The organism is Bacillus sp. MMSF_3328 (assembly GCF_030733525.1).
Lineage (GTDB): Bacteria > Bacillota > Bacilli > Bacillales > Cytobacillaceae > Bacillus_AB > Bacillus_AB infantis.
Genome location: NZ_JASHIV010000002.1, coordinates 363,774 through 383,529, shown reverse-complemented (window position 1 = coordinate 383,529; position 19,756 = coordinate 363,774). Strand labels below are relative to the sequence as shown.

Annotated in this window: 23 protein-coding genes and 2 riboswitches; of the genes, 20 read left to right on the top strand and 3 right to left on the bottom strand. The window is 45.4% G+C overall.

All coding sequences use genetic code 11. The annotated features are described in order from the left end of the window. Nucleotides 1-11 precede the first annotated feature (11 nt). Entirely contained in the window at nucleotides 12-995 is a 984-nt protein-coding gene (asnA, locus tag RBB45_RS05620; RefSeq protein ID WP_219620051.1) for an aspartate--ammonia ligase, read from the bottom strand. A gap of 215 nt (nucleotides 996-1,210) precedes the next feature. On the opposite strand from asnA, the gene RBB45_RS05615 reads away from it, so the two are divergent. Continuing rightward, the gene (locus RBB45_RS05615) at nucleotides 1,211-2,056 is read left to right on the top strand and encodes a manganese catalase (protein WP_094767729.1); all 846 of its coding nucleotides are present in this window, start codon (nucleotides 1,211-1,213) and stop codon (nucleotides 2,054-2,056) included. A gap of 74 nt (nucleotides 2,057-2,130) precedes the next feature. Here the strand turns inward: RBB45_RS05615 and RBB45_RS05610 are convergent, their stop codons facing one another. Further along, on the bottom strand, nucleotides 2,131-2,397 hold the full coding sequence (locus RBB45_RS05610) for a hypothetical protein (protein ID WP_306009222.1): 267 nt from the start codon (nucleotides 2,395-2,397) through the stop codon (nucleotides 2,131-2,133). 222 nt (nucleotides 2,398-2,619) lie between these two features. Between RBB45_RS05610 and RBB45_RS05605 the strand changes: the two genes are divergently transcribed. From RBB45_RS05605 to RBB45_RS05545, 13 genes are all read left to right on the top strand, one after another. Then, nucleotides 2,620-3,225, top strand: coding sequence for a DedA family protein (locus tag RBB45_RS05605; RefSeq protein ID WP_253617200.1), 606 nt, complete (start codon nucleotides 2,620-2,622; stop codon nucleotides 3,223-3,225). Between the two features lie 56 nt (nucleotides 3,226-3,281). Next, nucleotides 3,282-3,392: riboswitch (TPP riboswitch) on the top strand. Between the two features lie 235 nt (nucleotides 3,393-3,627). Next, a riboswitch (TPP riboswitch) is annotated at nucleotides 3,628-3,738 on the top strand. Nucleotides 3,739-3,816: 78 nt separating this feature from the next. Further along, the gene (gene thiW, locus RBB45_RS05600; RefSeq protein ID WP_306009221.1) at nucleotides 3,817-4,314 is read left to right on the top strand and encodes an energy coupling factor transporter S component ThiW; all 498 of its coding nucleotides are present in this window, start codon (nucleotides 3,817-3,819) and stop codon (nucleotides 4,312-4,314) included. Between the two features lie 18 nt (nucleotides 4,315-4,332). Next, nucleotides 4,333-5,688: a solute carrier family 23 protein gene (locus RBB45_RS05595; RefSeq protein ID WP_253617198.1), complete on the top strand. Its 1,356-nt coding sequence runs from the start codon at nucleotides 4,333-4,335 to the stop codon at nucleotides 5,686-5,688. Beyond that, complete coding sequence (locus tag RBB45_RS05590) at nucleotides 5,651-6,754, top strand: LuxE/PaaK family acyltransferase (RefSeq protein WP_306009220.1); 1,104 nt, start codon at nucleotides 5,651-5,653, stop codon at nucleotides 6,752-6,754. The genes RBB45_RS05595 and RBB45_RS05590 overlap by 38 nt, the downstream gene beginning before the upstream one ends. Next, a complete protein-coding gene (locus RBB45_RS05585; protein ID WP_306009219.1) occupies nucleotides 6,717-8,210 on the top strand; it encodes an acyl-CoA reductase in 1,494 nt (497 codons plus the stop codon). The genes RBB45_RS05590 and RBB45_RS05585 overlap by 38 nt, the downstream gene beginning before the upstream one ends. A gap of 11 nt (nucleotides 8,211-8,221) precedes the next feature. After that, nucleotides 8,222-8,992, top strand: a complete 771-nt coding sequence (locus tag RBB45_RS05580) for a 3-oxoacyl-ACP reductase (RefSeq protein WP_306009218.1) — start codon at nucleotides 8,222-8,224, stop codon at nucleotides 8,990-8,992. A 74-nt stretch (nucleotides 8,993-9,066) separates the two neighbouring features. Next, nucleotides 9,067-9,330, top strand: coding sequence for a hypothetical protein (locus tag RBB45_RS05575; RefSeq protein ID WP_306009217.1), 264 nt, complete (start codon nucleotides 9,067-9,069; stop codon nucleotides 9,328-9,330). 15 nt (nucleotides 9,331-9,345) lie between these two features. After that, nucleotides 9,346-9,507, top strand: coding sequence for a hypothetical protein (locus tag RBB45_RS05570; protein WP_306009216.1), 162 nt, complete (start codon nucleotides 9,346-9,348; stop codon nucleotides 9,505-9,507). A gap of 349 nt (nucleotides 9,508-9,856) precedes the next feature. Further along, a complete protein-coding gene (locus RBB45_RS05565; RefSeq protein WP_306009215.1) occupies nucleotides 9,857-11,218 on the top strand; it encodes an MATE family efflux transporter in 1,362 nt (453 codons plus the stop codon). A gap of 14 nt (nucleotides 11,219-11,232) precedes the next feature. Further along, on the top strand, nucleotides 11,233-11,733 hold the full coding sequence (locus tag RBB45_RS05560; RefSeq protein ID WP_306009214.1) for a GNAT family N-acetyltransferase: 501 nt from the start codon (nucleotides 11,233-11,235) through the stop codon (nucleotides 11,731-11,733). A 234-nt stretch (nucleotides 11,734-11,967) separates the two neighbouring features. After that, entirely contained in the window at nucleotides 11,968-12,237 is a 270-nt protein-coding gene (locus tag RBB45_RS05555; RefSeq protein WP_050767296.1) for a hypothetical protein, read from the top strand. Between the two features lie 119 nt (nucleotides 12,238-12,356). Next, complete coding sequence (locus RBB45_RS05550; RefSeq protein WP_253617190.1) at nucleotides 12,357-12,977, top strand: YdcF family protein; 621 nt, start codon at nucleotides 12,357-12,359, stop codon at nucleotides 12,975-12,977. Nucleotides 12,978-12,992: 15 nt separating this feature from the next. Beyond that, a complete protein-coding gene (locus RBB45_RS05545; protein WP_306009213.1) occupies nucleotides 12,993-13,703 on the top strand; it encodes a Type 1 glutamine amidotransferase-like domain-containing protein in 711 nt (236 codons plus the stop codon). A 305-nt stretch (nucleotides 13,704-14,008) separates the two neighbouring features. On the opposite strand, the gene RBB45_RS05540 is transcribed toward RBB45_RS05545, so the two are convergent. Further along, on the bottom strand, nucleotides 14,009-14,599 hold the full coding sequence (locus RBB45_RS05540; RefSeq protein WP_306009212.1) for a YhcN/YlaJ family sporulation lipoprotein: 591 nt from the start codon (nucleotides 14,597-14,599) through the stop codon (nucleotides 14,009-14,011). A gap of 169 nt (nucleotides 14,600-14,768) precedes the next feature. On the opposite strand from RBB45_RS05540, the gene RBB45_RS05535 reads away from it, so the two are divergent. The 6 genes from RBB45_RS05535 (at nucleotide 14,769) to RBB45_RS05510 (ending at nucleotide 19,371) form a co-directional block, all read left to right on the top strand. Next, nucleotides 14,769-14,981: a helix-turn-helix transcriptional regulator gene (locus tag RBB45_RS05535; protein WP_009793295.1), complete on the top strand. Its 213-nt coding sequence runs from the start codon at nucleotides 14,769-14,771 to the stop codon at nucleotides 14,979-14,981. Beyond that, nucleotides 14,978-15,448 carry a hypothetical protein gene (locus RBB45_RS05530; protein WP_306009211.1) on the top strand — a complete coding sequence of 157 codons (471 nt, stop codon included), beginning with the start codon at nucleotides 14,978-14,980 and terminating at the stop codon, nucleotides 15,446-15,448. The genes RBB45_RS05535 and RBB45_RS05530 overlap by 4 nt, the downstream gene beginning before the upstream one ends. Nucleotides 15,449-15,577: 129 nt before the next feature. Continuing rightward, a complete protein-coding gene (locus RBB45_RS05525; protein WP_022543997.1) occupies nucleotides 15,578-16,144 on the top strand; it encodes an RNA polymerase sigma factor in 567 nt (188 codons plus the stop codon). Next, nucleotides 16,122-17,726, top strand: coding sequence for a DUF4179 domain-containing protein (locus RBB45_RS05520; protein ID WP_306009210.1), 1,605 nt, complete (start codon nucleotides 16,122-16,124; stop codon nucleotides 17,724-17,726). The genes RBB45_RS05525 and RBB45_RS05520 overlap by 23 nt, the downstream gene beginning before the upstream one ends. Before the next feature lie 131 nt (nucleotides 17,727-17,857). Then, a complete protein-coding gene (locus RBB45_RS05515) occupies nucleotides 17,858-19,114 on the top strand; it encodes a hypothetical protein (protein WP_306009209.1) in 1,257 nt (418 codons plus the stop codon). Between the two features lie 11 nt (nucleotides 19,115-19,125). Further along, nucleotides 19,126-19,371, top strand: coding sequence for a hypothetical protein (locus RBB45_RS05510; protein WP_306009208.1), 246 nt, complete (start codon nucleotides 19,126-19,128; stop codon nucleotides 19,369-19,371). The last annotated feature ends 385 nt before the right edge of the window (nucleotides 19,372-19,756 follow it).

The window sequence follows — 19,756 nt, the reverse complement described above, 5'->3', positions numbered from 1 at the left end:
CCTGTCACCGTTTATAAAAGAGGGATATTGGCATCCTGGCATTCTTTCCTGATCCTGCTGTTCCAGACGGATGCCTGAACTTCGCCTATATGGGCTTTTTTTAGCAGGAACATGCATAATCTTGACTGGCCGATTCCTCCGCCGATTGTGAAAGGAAGCTTGCCGTCCAAGAGTGCCTTGTGGAAAGGAAGCTCAAGTCTTTCCTCATTTCCGCACTCCTTGAGCTGGCTTCTGAGTGATTTTTCATCAACCCGTATTCCCATGGATGAAATTTCAATGCTTCTGTTCAGCGGTGCGTACCAGAAGATCAGATCGCCATTGAGGTTCCAATCATCATAATCCGGGGAACGGCTGTCATGCTTGCTGCCTGAAAGCAGAGAGCCGCCGATATTCATGATGAAGACGGCACCAAGCTTTTCTGCTATCCTGTCTTCACGCTGTTTTGCAGGGAGATCGGGAAACATGTCTTCTAGTTGCTGTGACGTAATAAAGCTTATTTGTTCTGGCAAAACTGGCACCAAATGCGAGCAGGAATAGAAAAGCTTTTTTTCTGTTTCCTTTATGCTTTCATAAATGGAAACTACTTCAGCCTTAAGTGTCTGCTTGTTTCTTTTATTTTTCGGGATGACCTTTTCCCAATCCCATTGGTCTACATAAATGGAATGCAGCTGATCGAGCTCTTCGTCCTTTCTGATTGCCCGCATGTCGGTATACAAGCCTTCTCCTTCTGAAAAACCGTACCGGGCAAGGGCCATTCTTTTCCACTTTGCCAGTGACTGGACAACTTCTAAAGTTTCCGCGAGGTCTTTGGCCTCAATTGTGGCCATCCTCTCCACCCCATTAAGATTATCATTGATGCCGGTCCTGCTTTCAAGAAGCAGCGGCGCTGATACCTTTGTAAGGTTCAGCCTTTCAGAGAGCTCTTTCTCGAAGCAGTCTTTCACATTTTTCAATGCTTTTTCGGTGTCAATTAAATTCATTACAGGTGCATACAAATGAGGGACAGGCAGTCGGTTATTCATGACGGGCACCTCCGTTTTCACTTTTCTTGCCATGTATATAGGCCGCTTCATACTTTATGTCAGGAAATTTCATTTGTTCCTGTACCAATTTAATGAATGTCAGAGTATGATTTGTCAAAATGCAAGCATGTTTCCCGGCCAATTGGTAAAGCTATCCTTGATACTAAAAGACAAGAGAGGTGACCAGCATGTTTTACCATGTAAAAGAACTTCAATACAATGCAAAGCCTGAAAAACCGGATGCGGTCTATGCGAGAAAGCTGCAGGAAATCCTTGGCGGGCAATTCGGTGAAATCAGCGTTATGATCCAATACCTTTTCCAGGGATGGAATTGCCGGGCTGACCAAAAATACCGCGATATGCTGCTTGATATCGGAACTGAGGAAATTGCACATGTCGAAATGCTTTCTACAATGATTGCGCAGCTGCTTGATAAAGCGCCTGTTAAAGAACAGGAAGAAGCAGCACAGGATCCAATCATCAGGGCTGCAATGGGCGGAATGAACGTGCAGCACGCGATTGTTTCCGGTCTTGGTGCGAAGCCGGACGACAGCATGGGCTATCCTTGGACAGCCCGCTATACAGTGGCAAGCGGGAATCTGCTGGCTGACTTCCGCGCGAACCTTAATGCCGAATCACAAGGACGCCTTCAGGCGGTCCGTCTTTATGAAATGACAGAAGACCGCGGGGTCAGGGACATGCTGTCTTTCCTGATTGCCCGTGACACTATGCACCAAAACCAATGGCTCGCAGCAATCTCAGAGCTTGAAGCACGGGACGGCAAGGTTGTGCCTGGCACATTCAACCGCCAGCAGGAAAAGCAGGAAGTATCTTATTCGTTCATGAACTGCTCAAAAGGGACAGACAGTGCAGAAGGCCGATGGGCAAAAGGGCCGAGCATGGATGGACAGGGGCAGTTCGAATATATTGAAAACCCGGAGCCGATGGGGCAGATACCAATTTTGGCGCCAGGCCCGATTTATATTCATGGAACAATGCCGTCTGGACAGACACCGCCTCCATCCCAATTTTAATTACGCATAAAAGAGAAGATCCGCCCCTAATCACTGGCGGATCTTTTTTCGGCTCAGGTAAGTTCTTAACAAAATTAAAAATGTACCTTCAGCAGCTTTAGCTTGCGATCTATGACAACGTAAAAATAAGCGGCAGGACTTTTTGCAGGCTGGGATGATTTCATTTTCCTCAACAGTACCCTTAATGATTCTACAGCAGCAGGCAATATAGCTTCCTCGTCATTTCCCAACCCGTTTCTTTTAGCAGCAAGGAGTACTTTATTCCACAATTCTGCAGATGCTTCCTCATCCTCCATAAGATAACGTGCCATGCAGGCAAAAGCATCAGGGATAGCTTTCATGGACATCCTCCTCATTAAGGGTCTCCATAAAACATATGCAGTTCAAGAACAAATGTTCTTGTTTTTGGTCTTGTGCAAGTTATTGTTTGATTATTTTTCAGGATGAGTTATTCTAATTTCATCTGAATGGCCTGAACTTATAGGGAATTTCCTTTTCCTGAAGGGGAGGAATCAGAATTTAACGTTAATTAACTGATATGCTTTTTCGTCTTGGGAGGTATTATGGAGAACTGGATTAAAGATGTGATTGAACAATTCGGCTATGCAGGAATTTTCCTGCTGATTGCGCTTGAGAACATTTTTCCCCCTATCCCGTCTGAAATTATATTGACATTTGGCGGCTTCATGACGGCACAAACAAATATTACTGTTACTGGAACGATTGCAGCGGCTACCCTTGGCTCGACAGTGGGCGCTGCTTTGCTTTACGGGGCGGGCCTTTTTCTGAGCCGAAACAGGTTTGAGAGAATGATAGACAGGTGGGGAGGCATACTCCGCCTGAAAAAGGCTGATTTAGATAAAGCTTTTGGATGGTTTGACCGCTACGGTTATTGGACAATTCTGATATGCCGGATGATCCCGCTGGTAAGAAGCCTGATTTCCATTCCTGCCGGGATGGCAAAAATGAATTTTCCGCTGTTTCTGCTATTTACAGTCATCGGCACATTGATCTGGAATACAATCCTTGTAAATATTGGAGCGGCCTTTGGTGATTCATGGGAAACGGCAGTGGGGTATCTGGATATGTATTCTAATGTGGTGTATATGCTGATTGCGGCGGCTGTTATTGGCGCAGCTTTCTTTTTGATCAGGCGCAGGAAGAAATAAACATTGTCTTTACTTTTGACAGTAACAAAGTTATGATGATTCTTAATTGGATATTGTGTGACTGCTAGGGGTGTCCGCACAGGCGGGCTGAGAGGAAAACCGATGTTTTTTAACCCTTTGGACCTGAACTGGATCATGCCAGCGTAGGAAAGTAGAATGAGCAACAGTACTTTTTTATGTGTGCAAAAGCCTGGTCCTTCTTTCATATGGGGACCGGGCTTTTTTAGTGGGGATCAAAAGAGCTGTAATCGTAAAATTGATTGGAAGCCTACATCAGTTCCTTCTTGATAGATTCCTATACCAGCAGGAATTAACGGTAAAATGGCCGGCACTTCATTTTAAAAACTCTAAGCCAGGCCGTTAAAGGTCTAAACAGCCTTATATCCAAGATAAGTTAATACATAAAAGCACTGGGGGAGCCGGAGGAGTTCGGCTGAGAGTGGGCCTTTTCCGGCCCTGACCCTTATACCTGATCCGGGTTATGCCGGCGGAGGGAAGTGCGGGATTTTATGCTGCGGCTGGCAAAGAGCCGGCCTGTTAATCCCTCCGCCTCCATTCCCTCAGTGCAAATTAGCATGGAGGGATTTTTGTATGGGTAAAACACAAAGATTAACTGCTGCTGCAATGATGGCTGCAGTGGGAACGCTGTCAGGCAGCATGCTGTATATTCCGCTTGGCTTTACAAAAGTATTCCCGGTCCAGCATCTGCTGAATGTGCTGTCAGCCGTATTGCTTGGCCCTTATTACGCCGTGGGACAGGCGTTCTGTATATCGCTGCTCAGGAATCTGATGGGAACCGGCTCAGTATTTGCTTTTCCAGGGAGCATGGCAGGTGCGCTGCTTGCAGCGCTTCTCTACAGCAGGACAAAAAAGCTGTCGATGGCCTTTACTGGGGAAGTGATTGGCACCGGCATCATCGGTGCGCTCCTTTCATATCCGCTTGCCACCATGATCATGGGGCAGAAGGCCGCACTATTCGGCTTTATTCCGCTCTTTATCTTCAGTTCGACTGCCGGAGCCCTACTGGGAATCATTATTTTGGCCATTCTGAAGAAAAAACGGACACCGTTTTTGAACAGGTCAATTTAAAGGATGAGGAGAATGAAGATGGACGAAAGAAGAACAGAATCCAGCACGGATGAGATATTAATAGGATTGGAAGAAAAGCTTCCGCCGGGAAAAACCGTTTTATATGGGCTCCAGCACGTTTTTGTCTCGAATGTCTGGCTGGATCCCATCTTTGTGGCAGCTATGATCGGACTGCCATTTGCATTATCGGCTAATATGGTGAACAGCATCTTCATTGCAGCCGGAATCGTCACCTTTATACAGGCAACAAAACTGGTGAGACTTCCGATCATTCAGGGTCCCTCGGCTGCTTTTGATAGCATTATGATTTCTGCAGGGAAAGCGAATGGGCTTGCTGCAGCAACCGGGGGCATCCTGGTGAGTGCCGCCATTGTGTTCCTTTTATCAATAACCGGGGTGCTTGGGCGCTTGAGGGCCCTGTTCACACCAGTCATCTCCGGGACCGTCATTTTCTTAGTCGGGATCTCGCTTGCCGGGTTCACTTTGCATGAATTTCTGGGAGGCTCACCGGGTGATGAAGGGTTTGCCAGTCCATCAACCCTGCTGCTGTCGATAACAACAGCTTTGATTGTCCTTGGCCTTTCTTTGTTCGGAAAAGGCCTTTGGAAGTCTTTTTCGTTTTTGATTGCTTTGATTGCAGGCGATGCACTTGCTTTTTCGCTGGGAAAAGCTGATTTTTCCTTGATCAAGGAAAGTGCATGGTTTGGCCTTCCACAGTTGCTTCCGTATGGACTTACATTTGAATGGGCAGCCTTCCTGACCTTTTTCATTGCGTATCTTGTGGCTGTAATAGAGGCAATGGGCGTTTATCAGGCGTCCTCTGCGATGCTGAAAACGGAGCTGACAGCCAAAAGGATCCGCGGCGGTTTTGCGGGAGAGTCGGCGGGCTCTTTTGTGTCAGCGTTGATCGGCGGATTTCCGACGACAGCTTATGCGCAGAATGTCGGCCTGCTGCGTTTGACCGGGGTTGGCTCAAGATACCCGGTCAAGGCTGCTGCTGTCATCTTCCTGGTGCTCGGGCTTGTGCCTAAAGCGGGCGCACTCCTGGCTCTGACGCCGGCCCCGGTTGTCGGCGGAATCTTCCTGCCGGCTGCCGCAACGCTGGTGTTCACAGGGATCTCGATTCTGGCAAAGGCGGAAGCTACTCAAATCAACTATATGATTGTCGGGCTTTCCATGCTGCTGGCCATATCACTGCCTTCATATGCTGTGAATGCGTCAGGAATAGCAGGGACATTCCTGACGAACAGCATCTTAATCGGAGCATTCACTAGCATCTTTCTTCAGCTGTCTTTAGTCAATCTCCCAAATCTGTTTAAGAAAGGAGCGGCAAGTGATGAAAAAAGAATCGATCAGTTTGATAGCGGAAATTAAAGATTTTATCGAAGCAGGGAAAGATTCTGATGAGAGGTTTGGCACACTGGCGCTTAAACTTTTCAGCTATCAGTATGAGAATAACTTATTATATAAAGATTTTTGCCAGGCTAAAAGGAAGACTCCCTTTACAGTGCACACATGGGAAGAAATTCCCCCTATGCCGGTTCATGGTTTTAAAGATCTGACACTAACCTGCGAACCGGCTGAAGAGGCGGAGGCAGTCTTTATGACCAGCGGGACGACCAATCCTGATGCTAAGGGTAAGAACTTTCATCCGGATTTATCCTTGTGGGATCTCTCCATGAAAGGCCCTTTCAAAAACTTTGTACTGCCTGACCGGGAAAAGATGGCCATTTTTGTACTGTCACCATCAGATGAGTATAACAAAAACTCTTCCCTTTCCCGCTACCTTACCAATGCTGTCTTTTATTACGGCAATGAGTACAGCCGCTTCTTCCACAATGGAGAAGACCTTGACTTTCAGAGAGCAGCAGAGTCGCTCGGCATGATGTCAGAAAGGGGAGAACCTGTACTGATCATGGGGGCAACATATGCTTATGTTCATTTTTTTGATTTTTTGAAAGAAAATAATCAGTCATTTTTAATGCATGAGGGCAGCAGGATCTTTGATACCGGCGGGTTCAAAGGCCAGGCAAAGGAAATAAGCCCGGAAGAAATGGCTGATCATTATGTACGTTTCTTTGGAATAGAAAAGGATCTGCAGATAAACATGTACGGCATGACGGAGCTCAGCTCTCAGATCTATGACCAGAATATTCATTCCAGGTTTGCGGGAAAACAGGCAATAACCGATAAGTGCGGGCCGGTCTGGCTGAAGACGAGAGTGCTGGACCCAGCCACTTTTGAACCGGTAAAAAAAGGAGAGGCGGGAGTGCTTGCCCACTATGACCTGGCGAACTGGAATTCCTGCCTGGCCGTCCTGACGGAAGATCTTGGTATGAAAACGGAGCATGGATTCAGGCTGCTCGGGAGAGTAAAGGGTTCTGAGGCAAGAGGCTGCTCCATTGCAGCCGACCAGCTTCTCTCAAAGGGCGGCCGGTAAGATGGCGGAAACAGTCGATATCTTCCATTTGCCGTCATCAATCAAGCCAGCTGTTGTAAAAGAGAAGATTTATAACGCGGAAGGAGAAACTTTCTCGCTTAGATATCCCGAACTCAGCGGCGAAGAAATGAAACATACAATTGAAGCTGTACTGGAAAAACGCAGCCAATACCTCAAAGATTTGCCGGTTTCAAGCATAGTCAGCACAATTGATGCAGCGGTCCAGCTATGGCTGAATCCTGATTATCATCTGAGAAAGTTAGCCGAAAAGCTTCTTCCTGCCGTCACCGGCTATGACAGTGAAATGATCCGGCTGGAGCTGAAAAGGTATATGAGGACATTCCGAAAAAAAGAGCTCTTGCGCTTCCTGGAAGAAGAATTTGATTCTCCGGGAATGCTGGATGAATTCCGGCCAAGAAAGTCCGGCGGGCTCAGCCGGGCTTATGGGCCAGATCTGATTTTCCATGTGTTTTCAGGCAATGTTCCTGGTGTCCAGCTATGGAGCCTGATCATGGGGTTTCTCATGAAATCTGCACACCTTGGAAAAACTTCTTTTTCTGAGCCCGTCCTGCCGGTTTTATTTCTGAAATCCCTGGCAGAATTAGATGAAAATCTTGCAGAGGCCGCAGCGGTTCTTCCATGGCATGGCGGGAATTCCGAAATGGAAGCGCCGGCTCTTGAATCAGCCGAAGCTGTTATTGTATATGGATCAGACAAAACAGTGAATAGCATTAAAAAGAGGCTTCCTGAAGGGAAGCGCCTTCTGGCATACGGGCATAAAATCAGCATCAGCATGATCGGAAAAGAAGCTTTGACTCCTGATCTGTATGCGAGGACAGCCCGCAGGCTTGCGGAAGACATTTGCATCTATGACCAGCAGGGCTGTCTCTCTCCGCAATCCGTTTACATAGAAGAAGGAGGGACGGTTGAGCCCCGGCGTTTCGCCCAGCTGCTCGGCTCAGAGCTTGCCCGGTACGAAAAAAAGCGGCGCCGGTCCGTCCTGTCAGAAGAAGAGCACCTGTCAATCCAAAGAACAAGGGGAAAATATGAACTGGAAAAACTGAAAGGCAGCAGAACCGCAGTTTATAAAGATGGAATGAATACAGGCTGGACAGTGGTTTTTCATGAAGGAAGCGGTTTTGAAGCATCTCCCTTAAATAGATTTGTTCATATTTTTTCTGTCCAGGAACTTGAAGGATGCATAGGCAATCTTCAGCCCTATAAAAAGTATATGCAGTCATGCGGGCTGGCGGTCCTGCCTGATAGACTAATGGATATAAGCGCCAAACTCGGTGAGGCCGGAATCAGCAGAATCTGCCCGGTCGGGGAGATGAATAGGGCAAAGCCGGGCTGGCATCATGACGGAAGCTTCAATCTGCTGTCGCTTGCAAGAGTCATAGATATTGAAAGAAATGCAGAAGAAGATATGGAACGCTATGATCCGGATGTTGAATAGGAGGGGAAATCATGCTTGTAAAAAACAAAGTGGTCCTTGTTACCGGTGCGAGCAGGGGAATCGGCAGAGCAATTAGCAGGAAGATGGGTTCGGAGGGAGCTTTAGTCATCCTTAACTATCTTTCCAGCAGGGAGGCCGCCGAGTCGGCCGCAAAGGAAATAAGGGAGTCGGGCGGCCAGGCTGCTGCCATGCAGGCAGATGTAACTGATGAAGAGCAGGTCAAAAGGATGATGAACGATATTATCGAGAGTTATGGGGGCATCGATGCGGTCATTAATAATGCCTTAAGCCATTATTCTTTTAATCCCAAGAAACGCAAGGCAGCCTGGGAGCTTGAGTGGGACGACTATAACCGTCAGTGGGAAGGAAGTATCCGCGGCGCTTATAATGTATGCAGGGCAGCCATTCCCTATATGAAAGAGCAGATGAGCGGTAATATTGTAAATATAGCGAGCAACCTTGTAAAATTTCCAGTGATTCCCTATCACGACTATACAACCGCCAAGTCAGGCTTGCTGGGATTCACAAGGAATCTCGCGAAGGAGCTTGGCTGTTTTGGAATCACCGTCAATGCAGTTGCCCCAGGCCTAACCTATCCGACCGATTCGAGCGCCGGGACAAAGGAGGATGTAAGGAACAGTATTATTGAACTCACTCCGATGCAGCGCCTTGCAGCACCGGAGGATATTGCAGATGCTGCCCTTTATTTCGCATCCCCGCTCTCAAGCTTTGTGACAGGGCAGTGCCTGTATGTCGATGGCGGCCTGGTCATGGGCGGGTGAAACTTTTTCATATCTTGTCCGTATAATAGTTAGAGGACATATAATCAAGATCTTGTTAGAAAGAGGGGAAATCTATGATTCCGATCCTGCTGACTATTATACTCGTTATAAGTCTGCCTTTTTCTATATCAATTTTGAGAAAAAAAAGAAAAAAAGCAGGCGTTACCGGCTTAAAAAGTGCCCTTACCTCGATCTGCTTTTTCCTGATTGCCATAGTCAATCTTATTTCGTACTGGATGGGCTGGCTTGGGATTTTCAACTGGTTGATGACCCTAATCCTGCTGCTGGCCGGAGCCTATTTCACAAAATATCTGCAGCCGGCGGGAACCGGGAATTAGCAGGGGGAAAGGCATATGCAATGGAAGAAATATTCACGATTGGCCCCGTGGGCACTGCTTGCGAGTATAGGCATGCTCTTGTATGCTCCTTTCCGCAGCTTTGCCATACTGCCAATATTGGTTATGTGGGTTGTCTATTATTTGTGGATTTATGTTGAGAATAAGAACAGTCATTAGCAATAGTCTGCAGCAGCAGGCTTTTTTGCTTATAAATGAGGGCTGTTGATTTCAATTCCAGGCACTTCGCTTTCCGCGGGGCGGCGCTGAGCCTCCTCTTCGCTTCGCTCATGCGGGGTCTCAGCCCTGCCGCTGCCTCCCGCAGGAGTCTGCGTGCCCTCCACTCCAATCAACAGGCTGCTATAATTTGATTGGGAAGAGCTATCCATAAATGGTAAAAGCTTTTACAGCCAGCATACTGCCCTTCCTTTCTACAGGAGATTTTCTAACAATTACATTTTTTCCGCCCGCAGATGCTTTCTTTGGCTTATAATTATCCTTGTGACTTTGATTACCAAGGAGTACCATCATGAATCAGACTTTTACAGTAAAAGAAAAAATCAAACAGATCTTCATATTATTGATTCCCATCTTGATTACGCAGCTTGGGATGTTTTCAATGGTTTTCTTTAATACCATTATGTCCGGTAAATACAGTGCTTCCGATCTTGCAGGGGTTGCTATTGGGTCATCGATTTGGAATCCTGTTTTTACAGGGCTGAGCGGAATTCTCCTGGCTGTTTCGCCGATCGCGGCGCAGCGGTTTGGCGAGAAAAAGCATGGAGAAGTAGCGGCAGTTGTCAAGAACGGCATGTATCTGGCAATCATGATTGCACTGGCTGTCATTGCGGCCGGTTTTTTCCTGATAGGACACATCTTGGACCGGATGGATCTGGAGAGCGGTGTTGAACAGACGGCAAGAGGTTATTTGATTGGATTAAGCTTTGGAATCATTCCTCTATTCTTATTCAATGTTCTGCGCTCGTTCATTTATGCTCTCGGGAAGACACGGGTCGTTATGGTCATTCTTCTCTGTGCGCTTCCTGTTAACTTCTTCCTGAACTTTGTCCTGATCTTTGGATACTGGGGCTTTCCTGAGCTTGGCGGGGCAGGGGGAGGCTATGCTACTGCTGCCACCTATTGGGTAATACTAGCGCTGACGATTTTCATTATCAGGACACAGCAGCCGTTTGCAGTGTATAAGGTGTTTTCCAATTTGGGAGACTTCTCATGGTCCCAATGCAAGGAAATCTTAAAAATCGGTGTTCCGATGGGTCTGTCGATCTTTTTTGAAACAAGCATGTTTGCGGTGGTGACGATTCTGTTAAGCCGTTTCAGTGTGGAGACGCTTGCCTCCTATCAGTCGGCACTCAATATCGTTTCCTTCCTTTATATGATTCCGATCAGCATTTCGATGGCACAGACTGTGCTGGTCGGCTATGAGGTGGGGGCAAAGAGGAATAGAGATGCAAAGGCGTACAGCTGGATCGGCATTTATTTGTCGGTTGTCATTGCACTTGTCACTGGCCTTCTTGTTGTCCTTTTCCGCTATCAGGTTGCAGGCTTTTACTCCAATGATGCAGCAGTAATATCCCTGACGGCACATTTCCTGATTTATGCTTTGTTTTTCCAGATTTCAGATGCCATCCAGGCAACTGCCCAGGCAGCGCTAAGAGGCTATAAGGATGTTAATCTTGCATTCATCATCACGCTTATTGCCTATTGGCTGATCTGCCTGCCGCTCGGATATGGGCTGGCCCATTATACCAGCCTCGGTGCCCCGGGATATTGGATCGGACTTACCGCCGGTCTTTTGGCAGCGGGCATATGCCTGTCAGCAAGGCTGATTTATATCCAAAAGAAAAAATTCGCTCCGGCCGAAGGGGTATAATTGGAGGAAATGACATGATGATCCGCAAGCTTGCACCAGAGGATGGAGAAGCTTTTGCCGAGCTTATTAAAGATGTGGAAAATGAATCGTCATATATGCTGTATGGGCCAGGGGAACGGAATGTTTCCGCAGACATTCAAAAAAAGATGATCGAGGCGCTTTCCAGCCGGGATAATGCCGCCATTTTCGCAGCTGAAGAAGACGGCCGTCTGGCGGGGTATTTAATTGTCAATGGCGGAATGGCCGGCAGGGTGCGCCACTCTGCTGCCCTCGTTATAGGCATTAAAAAAGACTTTCGGGGTCAAGGAATCGGCTACAGTCTTTTTCAGAAGCTTGACAGCTGGGCGAAGGAAGCCAGCCTGTACAGATTGGAGCTTTCAGTGGTCAGTGAAAATGAAAATGCGCTTGCGTTATATAAAAAAGCAGGATTCGAAGTTGAAGGTGTTAAGAAAAACTCCTTACTCATAGATGGGAACTATCATGATGAATATATAATGGCAAAGCTTTTAAAATAAGTTCTGGCAAGAACCTGTCTTTTCAGCAGGTTCTTATTTAATTTGTCCTGAATAAGGAATTTATAATTTTTGCCTCCAATCCTGGGTAAATGTCTATTCAACGAGGCCTTCTCTGACATATTCTAGACTGAAACCTATACGATGAGGGGGCTTTGACATCATTGTTGCTGCCCCTCATATGGAAAAAAAAGATAGAATATGAGAGGAGAAGGCATGATGAATCAACAGCAGTTTATGTATCGCCCTGAAGCAGCAGCTTCTCATGGAGATTTGAGCCGCTTTGGCTTTGGCCGTCCAGGCTTTGGCAGATTCGGCTTCGGCCGCCCGTTTGGATTCGGGTTTGGCCGTCCGTTTGGATTTGGGTTCGGACGTCCATTTGGCTTTGGGTTCGGTTTCCCATTCCTGGGAGGGTTAGCAGGAGGCCTGCTATTGGGAAGCGCCCTCGCCGGACCGTATGGATACGGCTATCCTTACCCTTATCCGCCTTACCCATACTATTATTAAAAATGGTTTAAGGCGGGACGGCGGAAAAGCAGCCCGCCTTTCTTACATAAAATATAAATATGACAGGAATTTCAGAGAGGCTGGAGAATAATATACTTGTGAGTAAAGAGGGGCAATCCATGAAAACACTAATATCAAAGCTTGATTTCAATCAGTTATCAGACAGGCAGATTGGGGATCTTCTTTATAAAAATATCGCGGATGATAAAAAATCGGGAGAATGCATATTCGTCCTGGGAAGCAGCAAGGCTGCTGAATACAGACTGCCAAAGGCGCTCGAGCTGTATAACAGCGGCAGGGCAGGCAAGCTTCTTTTTTCCGGCGGCGTAATCTGGGCACCGTCCCGGCTATGCGAGGCAGACCTTTTAAAAGAGAAAGCTCTGGCACTTGGTATCCCGGCAGCAGATATTTTAATAGAAAATCAATCTCTCCACACAAAGGAAAATGTGCTTGCTTCACTGCTGGTCCTTGACCGGGAGTTCAATCTCCACAAAATAAAAAGGATTTTGGTTGTGACAGCTTCCTGCCATATAAGAAGGGCATATCTGGCCATGAAAACCTATATGCCGGACTGGATAGAATACTCGCTTTGCCCTGTGGACGACATCCATACAATAGAAGGGAACTGGCAGCTTTCAGAAGCAGGCAGGCTGAGGGCAAAGAGGGAAGCGGAAAAACTGATCTACTATGTTAAACAAGGCATCATCATAGACACTGAGGTTGAGATTTCAGATTCTTAAAGAGAGGAAATGAAAATGAGGCAGATCATCGCAATGGGAGGAGGAGGATTTTCCATGGAACCTGAAAACCTCCTTCTTGATCAATATATCATTGGGCAGTCGCAAAATAAGAAACCAAAAATATGCTTTCTGCCAACGGCAAGCGGAGACCAGCAAAACTATATAGACCGATTTTATGAGGCATTCGAAAAAATGAAGTGCATACCGGCCCATCTGTCGCTGTTTGAGCCAAACTTCAATGATGCTGAAGAATTTTTGCTTGGACAGGATATCATCTACGTTGGAGGCGGGAATACCCGCAATATGATGATTCTTTGGAAAGAATGGGGACTGGATAAACTTCTGTTGAAATGCTATCAAAAAGGAATCATTTTGGCCGGCATAAGCGCAGGAAGCATCTGCTGGTTTGAAGAAGGCCTTACAGATCCTCTTAACGGACCGCTGTATCCCATTAAAGGTTTGGGCATCCTAAGAGGCAGCCATTGCCCGCACTATGACGGGGAAAATAAGAGAAAGCCAGCTTACAGAAAATATATCAGGGAAGCGCTCATGAAGCCGGGCTATGCGGCAGATGATGGGGCTGCACTTCACTTTGTGGATGGGTCGCTTTATCAAACGGTCAGCTCCAGAAGGAATGCCAGCGCTTATTATGTAGAAGTCAATGATAACAAAGCTGAAGAAACAAGACTCGATTGCATTTATCTGGCAGACCTTTCCTATACATGAGTGGCATCTTTTGATGGCCGTCATGCATTGAATGGGCCATGATCTATACATGAGTGGCTTCTTTTGAGGGTTGTCATGCATTGAAAGGCCCTGATCTATACATGATTGGCTTCTCTTAAGGGTCTTCATGCATTGATTAGGCCTCTTTCTATACATGAGTGGCTTCTTTTATATGCCATGATGCATCGACTGGCTCTCTTCCTATCTATCAGAGTGACTCAGTGCAAATAGGATATACTATTGTTTGAACCCTGCAGTATCAAATAAAATCGCCCGCTTCCTATTTGGAAACGGGCGATTTACTGTTATCGTGATTCAGGGAAAATTCTTTGCACTGTTTCGGAAAATTGATCAAATAATCCTCTTACAGGGTTACCATTCTGAATATCATCCCTATATCCGCGCATACGTTCCATGAAATCAGGATTGCTTGAAACAAAAACTTCATCGATATTCTGATCTGCTGCCTGAACCTGATCGGAAACCTTCTTTTTCATTTCATCATTTACATCAGCATTTTCCCCATTTGCGAGCTTTACAGCTGCATATGCCTTGCTTCCGGCTGTAATGACTACCGCCTTATCAACTTCTTTCATGGCTTCAATTTTCTGCTGGGCATCTTCTGAATTGCGAAGATCATTCTGATCGCTGCCATTCTGTTCATTGCCGTTCTGCCCATTATCTTCCAGTCCGTTGTTATACTGTTTGTTGTTATTTTGTTCGTCGTCCATTAAGTTATTGTCATTGTCAGTTGCATCGCTGTCAGTGACATTTCTCATGGATAATGTGCCGGATTGGCCGTCATTTCCATCCTGGCTGCCCTGGTTGGATGAGGCACAGCCGGTAATCAGCACAGACGCAGCAGCGCCTATTAAAAGCCATCTTAACTTTTTCATTCTAATACCTCCTAATTAATATTCATGAGTAATTTTTCCAAAAACATAAATGTTATACACTTTTTTTAGGTCAATGTTAAATGGGCTTTACATAATGTAAAGTCTTCTATACAATTGACTTAATTGATGTTAAGTTGACTTAACAAAGAGACGGTGAATGAGGTGCTTTATGGAAATTGGCAATTGTGTCAAAGAGCTGCGTGCCAGAAACAGCTGGACACAGGAAAAGCTGGCCCAGGCTTCAGGTGTGACGAGGCAAACAATCGCAGCGCTTGAAAAAGGGGATTATATCCCGTCCCTGCTGCTTGCCCTGAAGATATGCGAGGCATTCCAGCTGAAGATGGAAGAAGTATTTTGGCTATTAAAGGAGGAAGAGAAATGAAAACGAATTGGACAGTCTTATTAAATTTTGTTTTATATGCGTTATTTGCCTGGGCTATGATAGCAATGTACGATGCCCAGACCCAGTTTGCAGAGGTGCTGCGGAACCCTGAGCCGCCCTGGTCATTGACGATTAATATCACACCGGTTGCCGTTTTTTTGCTGATAGGGGGTTTGATCAGCTGGTTCCTTTACAGCAAGAACAAGAATAAGCGGTCAAGTATCGGTGCTCTGCTTCTCCTGCCGCCTGAGTTCGAGGAACAGGATGAACGGGAAAAAATGATGACTGCCAGAGCCTGCAGAAGCTCCTATATCTCCCTGTATTTTGCGGTGCCGTTTACTGCAGCCCTTATGCTTTTTTATCCAGTGCTCGAGGATAAGATCCCTTTCTACCCCATCCTGATCATTCTGCTGATCCCGGCCATCCAGATGCTTTCTTATTATCTGTCGATACGAAAAAGTCTCTGAAAAATAGCAAGGCAGCTGCGAATATCCTGCAGCTGCTATTTTTTTTGCAAAACTTTGAGATTTTTTTACCATAGTTTCCGTTATTATAGAAGAATCGGAAAAAAGGACAGGAAGGAACGGGAGGTACATATGGAAGAGGAAGCATTTTGGATAAAGCAGGTGCTGGCCGGAAACAAGCAGGCTTACGGGCACATCATCAATAAATACAAAAACCCTTTGTACGCAACGATACTGAGGATGACAAAAAACCCGCAGGATGCCCAGGATCTGGTCCAGGAGGCATTTATCAAAATTTACAATCAGCTTGGCAAGTATGACCAGAAAGGGGCCTTCTCAAGCTGGCTTTACCGGGTGGCAGTGAATCACTGCATGGATGAATTCAGGAAGAAAAGCTCCCAAATCAAGCAGGCGGAAATAAACGAGGCCTCTGCCGTCAACACTAAGCACCCGGAAGTGATTCTTCTGAAAAAAGAGAAAAATAGGCAGGTGGAAAAGCTGATCAGCACACTGCCGGAGGATGAAAGGATTATTATACTCCTTCGCTATGCCAATGAGTTGCCATATGAGGAAATTGCAGAAACGACAGGCATGCCCTTATCCATGGTCCGGAACAAGCTTCACAGGGCCAAAAAGAAAATGAGGGAAACAGTCAAAAAACAGGGAGGCTATTATAATGAATTGTCCAACGGCGGATAAAATCTCTCAATATACCGATCAGCTTTTAACCGAAAAGGAACAGTCTGAACTGAAAGGCCATATCGCAGGCTGTCCGTCTTGTGCTGAAGTTGCTGGTTTATTTGAACATGAAGCTGAATTCATGAAAGAAACCCTGCAGATGCCAAAGCTTCCCGACGATTTTGCAGATGTCATCATTGGGCAGCTTGAATCATACAGACCAAAAAGAAAGTTTGTCTCAGGGAAACGGATGGCCGCAGCGGCAGCCGGACTGCTCCTGGCTGCAGGAATCAGCACGGTCCCTGGCTTTGCAGACTGGGTCGGCGGGCTATTTTCCTCCAATGAGGTGGATGACGGTCTGAGGCTGGCATCTCAAGAGGGAATGGCGACCCGGGTGGATATTGCTGCAACAGATCAGAACACAACGTTCAAAATAGAGGATGTAGTCGCGGATACATCAAGAATTGCGCTTTCTTTTAAAGTATTGGATTCAAACGGAAAACCGCTTGATACCAGTATCAATATGGATGACACAGAAAACAGGATCGCAGCCTATGATCAAGACGGTAAAGAAATCGATGGCTACGGAATGCGCTGGACAGAGGGATCTGAGTATGGATTAATAGAATTTTCGCTGAGGGATCGGACCGGTCTAGAAGAGGTCTTGATTAAAGTCGATCTTAAGGAGCTGAACGGTAAGCAGGGGAACTGGAATGTTGAAGTGCCTGTTGACCTGAAGGAAAGGCAAAAATATACAAGCAGGCTTGCGCTCGACCAGCATAGCGCCGCTTTCAATGGTGTTTCAATTGATCTAAAAGAAGTGCAATTTGCTCCTTCTTCAAACGAGCTGATCTATGAGACATCATTCACGAAAAAGGAAAAAGCCGACGTGGAAACTAGGATTAAAGAGCTTGAAGAACAGTTTGGCAAAGAAAATGTCGGGATGTTCTCTGGATTCGGAACGGCGATTCAATATCATATTGTGGATGAAAAAAATGAAGCCGTTTATAAGCACAATACCTTCGCTGAGGGGCAGGGCCATCCCAGCGATACAGGCTGGATATCAGGGTCTAGCAAAGATCTGGATGAACTTGGGGCAGTACGCTGGAATGAATCATTTATCCCGCAGAAAAATAAAAGCAGTTATACTCTTGTACTCGATGGCGTAATCAAAACCCTGCCAGCCGATTTTTCAATTAAAATTAAACCGGATGATCTCCGGAAGAAACCAGTCAGCTTTGAGTATGAAGGCAATCATATAACAATTAAAAAAGCAAAGAAGAAAAATGATTACTCGCTGCGTAAGTCACTGCTGCCAATTCAAAAGGAATCCTATTTCGAAATTGAGATGGAGGGCGGAAAAGAAGTGCCTTCCGCTGATTTTGGAGAATGGGTAATGACTGATGATAAAGGAAATGTCTATCCCCTATTTCACAGCGGTTCCATTTTAAACGAAAAAGACAAAAATGGACGTTTCAAAATTTCTCTGGATCTCAAAGCTTATGATCTGGAGAAAGAGCCGGAAGAACTGACATTGCATCTCATATCTAGCACGCGTTATTATCCAGTAGATAAAGAGTGGAAGGTGCCGTTATTTAGATAAACAGAATGAAAAGCAGGCTTTCAGCAGCCTGTTTTTCTTTTGGGAAGATTTTGGGAAAAATTGCAACTTTCTGCTTGCCAAAACGTATATAAAGTATCTTGATTTGTATATGTGGCGATAGGGGGATTTTCATGAAAGAAAGCAGTAAAAAGAGATTTCATTGGATTCGCCCGCTTCTATGGGGAGCCGGGGCAGTTATCGTCATTTTGACGATGCTTTATTTTGATAAAGAAAAGGTTTATAAGGAAGAAAAGCCGCCGATGCCGGTGATCACAGTTGGAGATACAGAGGTGCAGGCAATCATGGGTTCTTACCGGTGGAATGACGGACTGGTGGAGAGAGAGATGAAGGATATCTCTAAATCTTTGAAATATCAGGAGGTGCCGGTGAATGAGGAAATGAGGATTGAGTTTCCGGAAGGGGAGGAGCCGATTTATTTTAATAAAGGTTCTCAGGATTATAATGGCAAATTTATAGGCACTACTGATAGTAAAATCAACCATTATATGCCAAATGCTACTGGCCTGTCGACTATTAACATAAAGGCATATTGGAAAGATGGAAAGAGAGCTGATTATATAATTCCTTTAAAAACGAGCGAAGTCAAATTAAAAGAATATTATGCTAGATATTTTGGAACCTATTCTATTCTCATTGTTGATGAGGACACTCAATCTGCCGAACGTGCACAGCTTGATTTGCAAACCGAATTTTCTAATATGCTAATCTTTTATAACAAAGCTGACAAACAATTATTGCCTGAATTAAAAATTGACAATAGTAAAGCCTTCTTACTTTTTGACCACCAAAAGGAGATCGTACGCACAGATGACGTAGTAACTATGAAAAAATATATCAGGGAAAATATTATATTCAAAGAGGTTATAGAAGGAACAGTATCAGAAATAGATCACGATTTGGGATTTGTCACTATAAATGGAAGGCAGCTCATTATTGAGCCTGACCTGCTGGTCAGAACTGGCCAGGAAGTTAGTGTAAAAGCAAGAGACCTCATTTCAAAGTTTTACAGTCCAGTGATTGAAGAATTACAAGTATTGAGGGACAGTGATCAAATACTTAATGACCCAAAGTGGCTTTCCAAGAAACCTGGCAAATGGTCAATCCTTGCCATTGGAGATTCTGAATTTCTTCAACCGCTTAAAACACCACACAAAGAAGACTTGAAATTGGCCGGTTCTATAACAACACAAGAATCTCTCAAATTGAATAATGGAGAACAGCTAACCGGTCCTGCAATTTATATTTTTAATGATAAAGAGCTTATCTTTCAAACTAGCACTTATGATGAGCTTCTTAAATATTTATTTTCAAGAGAGGCGTTAGCATTTGCAATAGAACAGGCAAAGGTGTATAGAAGCGGAAAATAAGGAGCGATAAAATGAAAAAGGAATTTATCTTTAGAAAGCTCCAGCGCACCTATCGAAATAAAATGCAGTCAAAAAAGCAAAACCGCATGCAAACGGTTGAAGCAGGTTTGGTTCTTTTGGGGAATATCCTTCTTTTTTTATTAAGCGAACCGCTTCAACAGGAAACCGGCAAGGCGTACGGAATAAAAGGGGAGCGGGGAAGCACATGGAGTATGCCGGCTGCAGCCATCCAACATAAACTTAGTGAGTTTGAGTAATTCAAAGACATCGCAATTGATACACATCCCAAACCGGTTAAATATATCATTAAAACTTCATTTAAGGATGATGCTGCATCAGCAGCAAAGGTGATTGAAGAAGCACACAGCATAAATAGTACAGAAAATGATGAGCCACATAAAGATCCCTACCAAATGTTGTGCAGGGTAAGGAAAATGAGATTTTAGAAAGTAAGGAATATCCCTGATTAGGGAGTCATGAGTCACCCTGATGGAGTGTGAAACTAGTCAGAGTGACTTAAAAGGAGAATATGAGTCACTCTGAAGGGGGAAAAGCTGGTTTGAGTGCCTCAAGAGGAGAATATGAGTCACTCTGATGGTGGGGAAAGCCGGTTAGAGTGTCTCAAGAGGAGAATATGAGTCA

Excerpts from the sequence above, each read along its gene's own strand:
- RBB45_RS05595 (WP_253617198.1), top strand. The coding sequence starts at position 4,333 with ATGGACGAAAGAAGAACAGAATCCAGCACGGATGAGATATTAATAGGA.
- RBB45_RS05610 (WP_306009222.1), bottom strand. The coding sequence starts at position 2,397 with ATGAAAGCTATCCCTGATGCTTTTGCCTGCATGGCACGTTATCTTATG.
- RBB45_RS05520 (WP_306009210.1), top strand. The coding sequence starts at position 16,122 with ATGAATTGTCCAACGGCGGATAAAATCTCTCAATATACCGATCAGCTT.
- RBB45_RS05550 (WP_253617190.1), top strand. The coding sequence starts at position 12,357 with ATGAAAACACTAATATCAAAGCTTGATTTCAATCAGTTATCAGACAGG.
- RBB45_RS05560 (WP_306009214.1), top strand. The coding sequence starts at position 11,233 with ATGATGATCCGCAAGCTTGCACCAGAGGATGGAGAAGCTTTTGCCGAG.
- RBB45_RS05540 (WP_306009212.1), bottom strand. The coding sequence starts at position 14,599 with ATGAAAAAGTTAAGATGGCTTTTAATAGGCGCTGCTGCGTCTGTGCTG.
- RBB45_RS05525 (WP_022543997.1), top strand. The coding sequence starts at position 15,578 with ATGGAAGAGGAAGCATTTTGGATAAAGCAGGTGCTGGCCGGAAACAAG.
- RBB45_RS05530 (WP_306009211.1), top strand. The coding sequence starts at position 14,978 with ATGAAAACGAATTGGACAGTCTTATTAAATTTTGTTTTATATGCGTTA.
- RBB45_RS05535 (WP_009793295.1), top strand. The coding sequence starts at position 14,769 with ATGGAAATTGGCAATTGTGTCAAAGAGCTGCGTGCCAGAAACAGCTGG.
- RBB45_RS05565 (WP_306009215.1), top strand. The coding sequence starts at position 9,857 with ATGAATCAGACTTTTACAGTAAAAGAAAAAATCAAACAGATCTTCATA.
- RBB45_RS05545 (WP_306009213.1), top strand. The coding sequence starts at position 12,993 with ATGAGGCAGATCATCGCAATGGGAGGAGGAGGATTTTCCATGGAACCT.
- RBB45_RS05555 (WP_050767296.1), top strand. The coding sequence starts at position 11,968 with ATGTATCGCCCTGAAGCAGCAGCTTCTCATGGAGATTTGAGCCGCTTT.
- RBB45_RS05615 (WP_094767729.1), top strand. The coding sequence starts at position 1,211 with ATGTTTTACCATGTAAAAGAACTTCAATACAATGCAAAGCCTGAAAAA.
- RBB45_RS05570 (WP_306009216.1), top strand. The coding sequence starts at position 9,346 with ATGCAATGGAAGAAATATTCACGATTGGCCCCGTGGGCACTGCTTGCG.
- RBB45_RS05515 (WP_306009209.1), top strand. The coding sequence starts at position 17,858 with ATGAAAGAAAGCAGTAAAAAGAGATTTCATTGGATTCGCCCGCTTCTA.
- RBB45_RS05510 (WP_306009208.1), top strand. The coding sequence starts at position 19,126 with ATGAAAAAGGAATTTATCTTTAGAAAGCTCCAGCGCACCTATCGAAAT.
- RBB45_RS05580 (WP_306009218.1), top strand. The coding sequence starts at position 8,222 with ATGCTTGTAAAAAACAAAGTGGTCCTTGTTACCGGTGCGAGCAGGGGA.
- RBB45_RS05590 (WP_306009220.1), top strand. The coding sequence starts at position 5,651 with ATGAAAAAAGAATCGATCAGTTTGATAGCGGAAATTAAAGATTTTATC.
- RBB45_RS05575 (WP_306009217.1), top strand. The coding sequence starts at position 9,067 with ATGATTCCGATCCTGCTGACTATTATACTCGTTATAAGTCTGCCTTTT.
- thiW (WP_306009221.1), top strand. The coding sequence starts at position 3,817 with ATGGGTAAAACACAAAGATTAACTGCTGCTGCAATGATGGCTGCAGTG.
- RBB45_RS05605 (WP_253617200.1), top strand. The coding sequence starts at position 2,620 with ATGGAGAACTGGATTAAAGATGTGATTGAACAATTCGGCTATGCAGGA.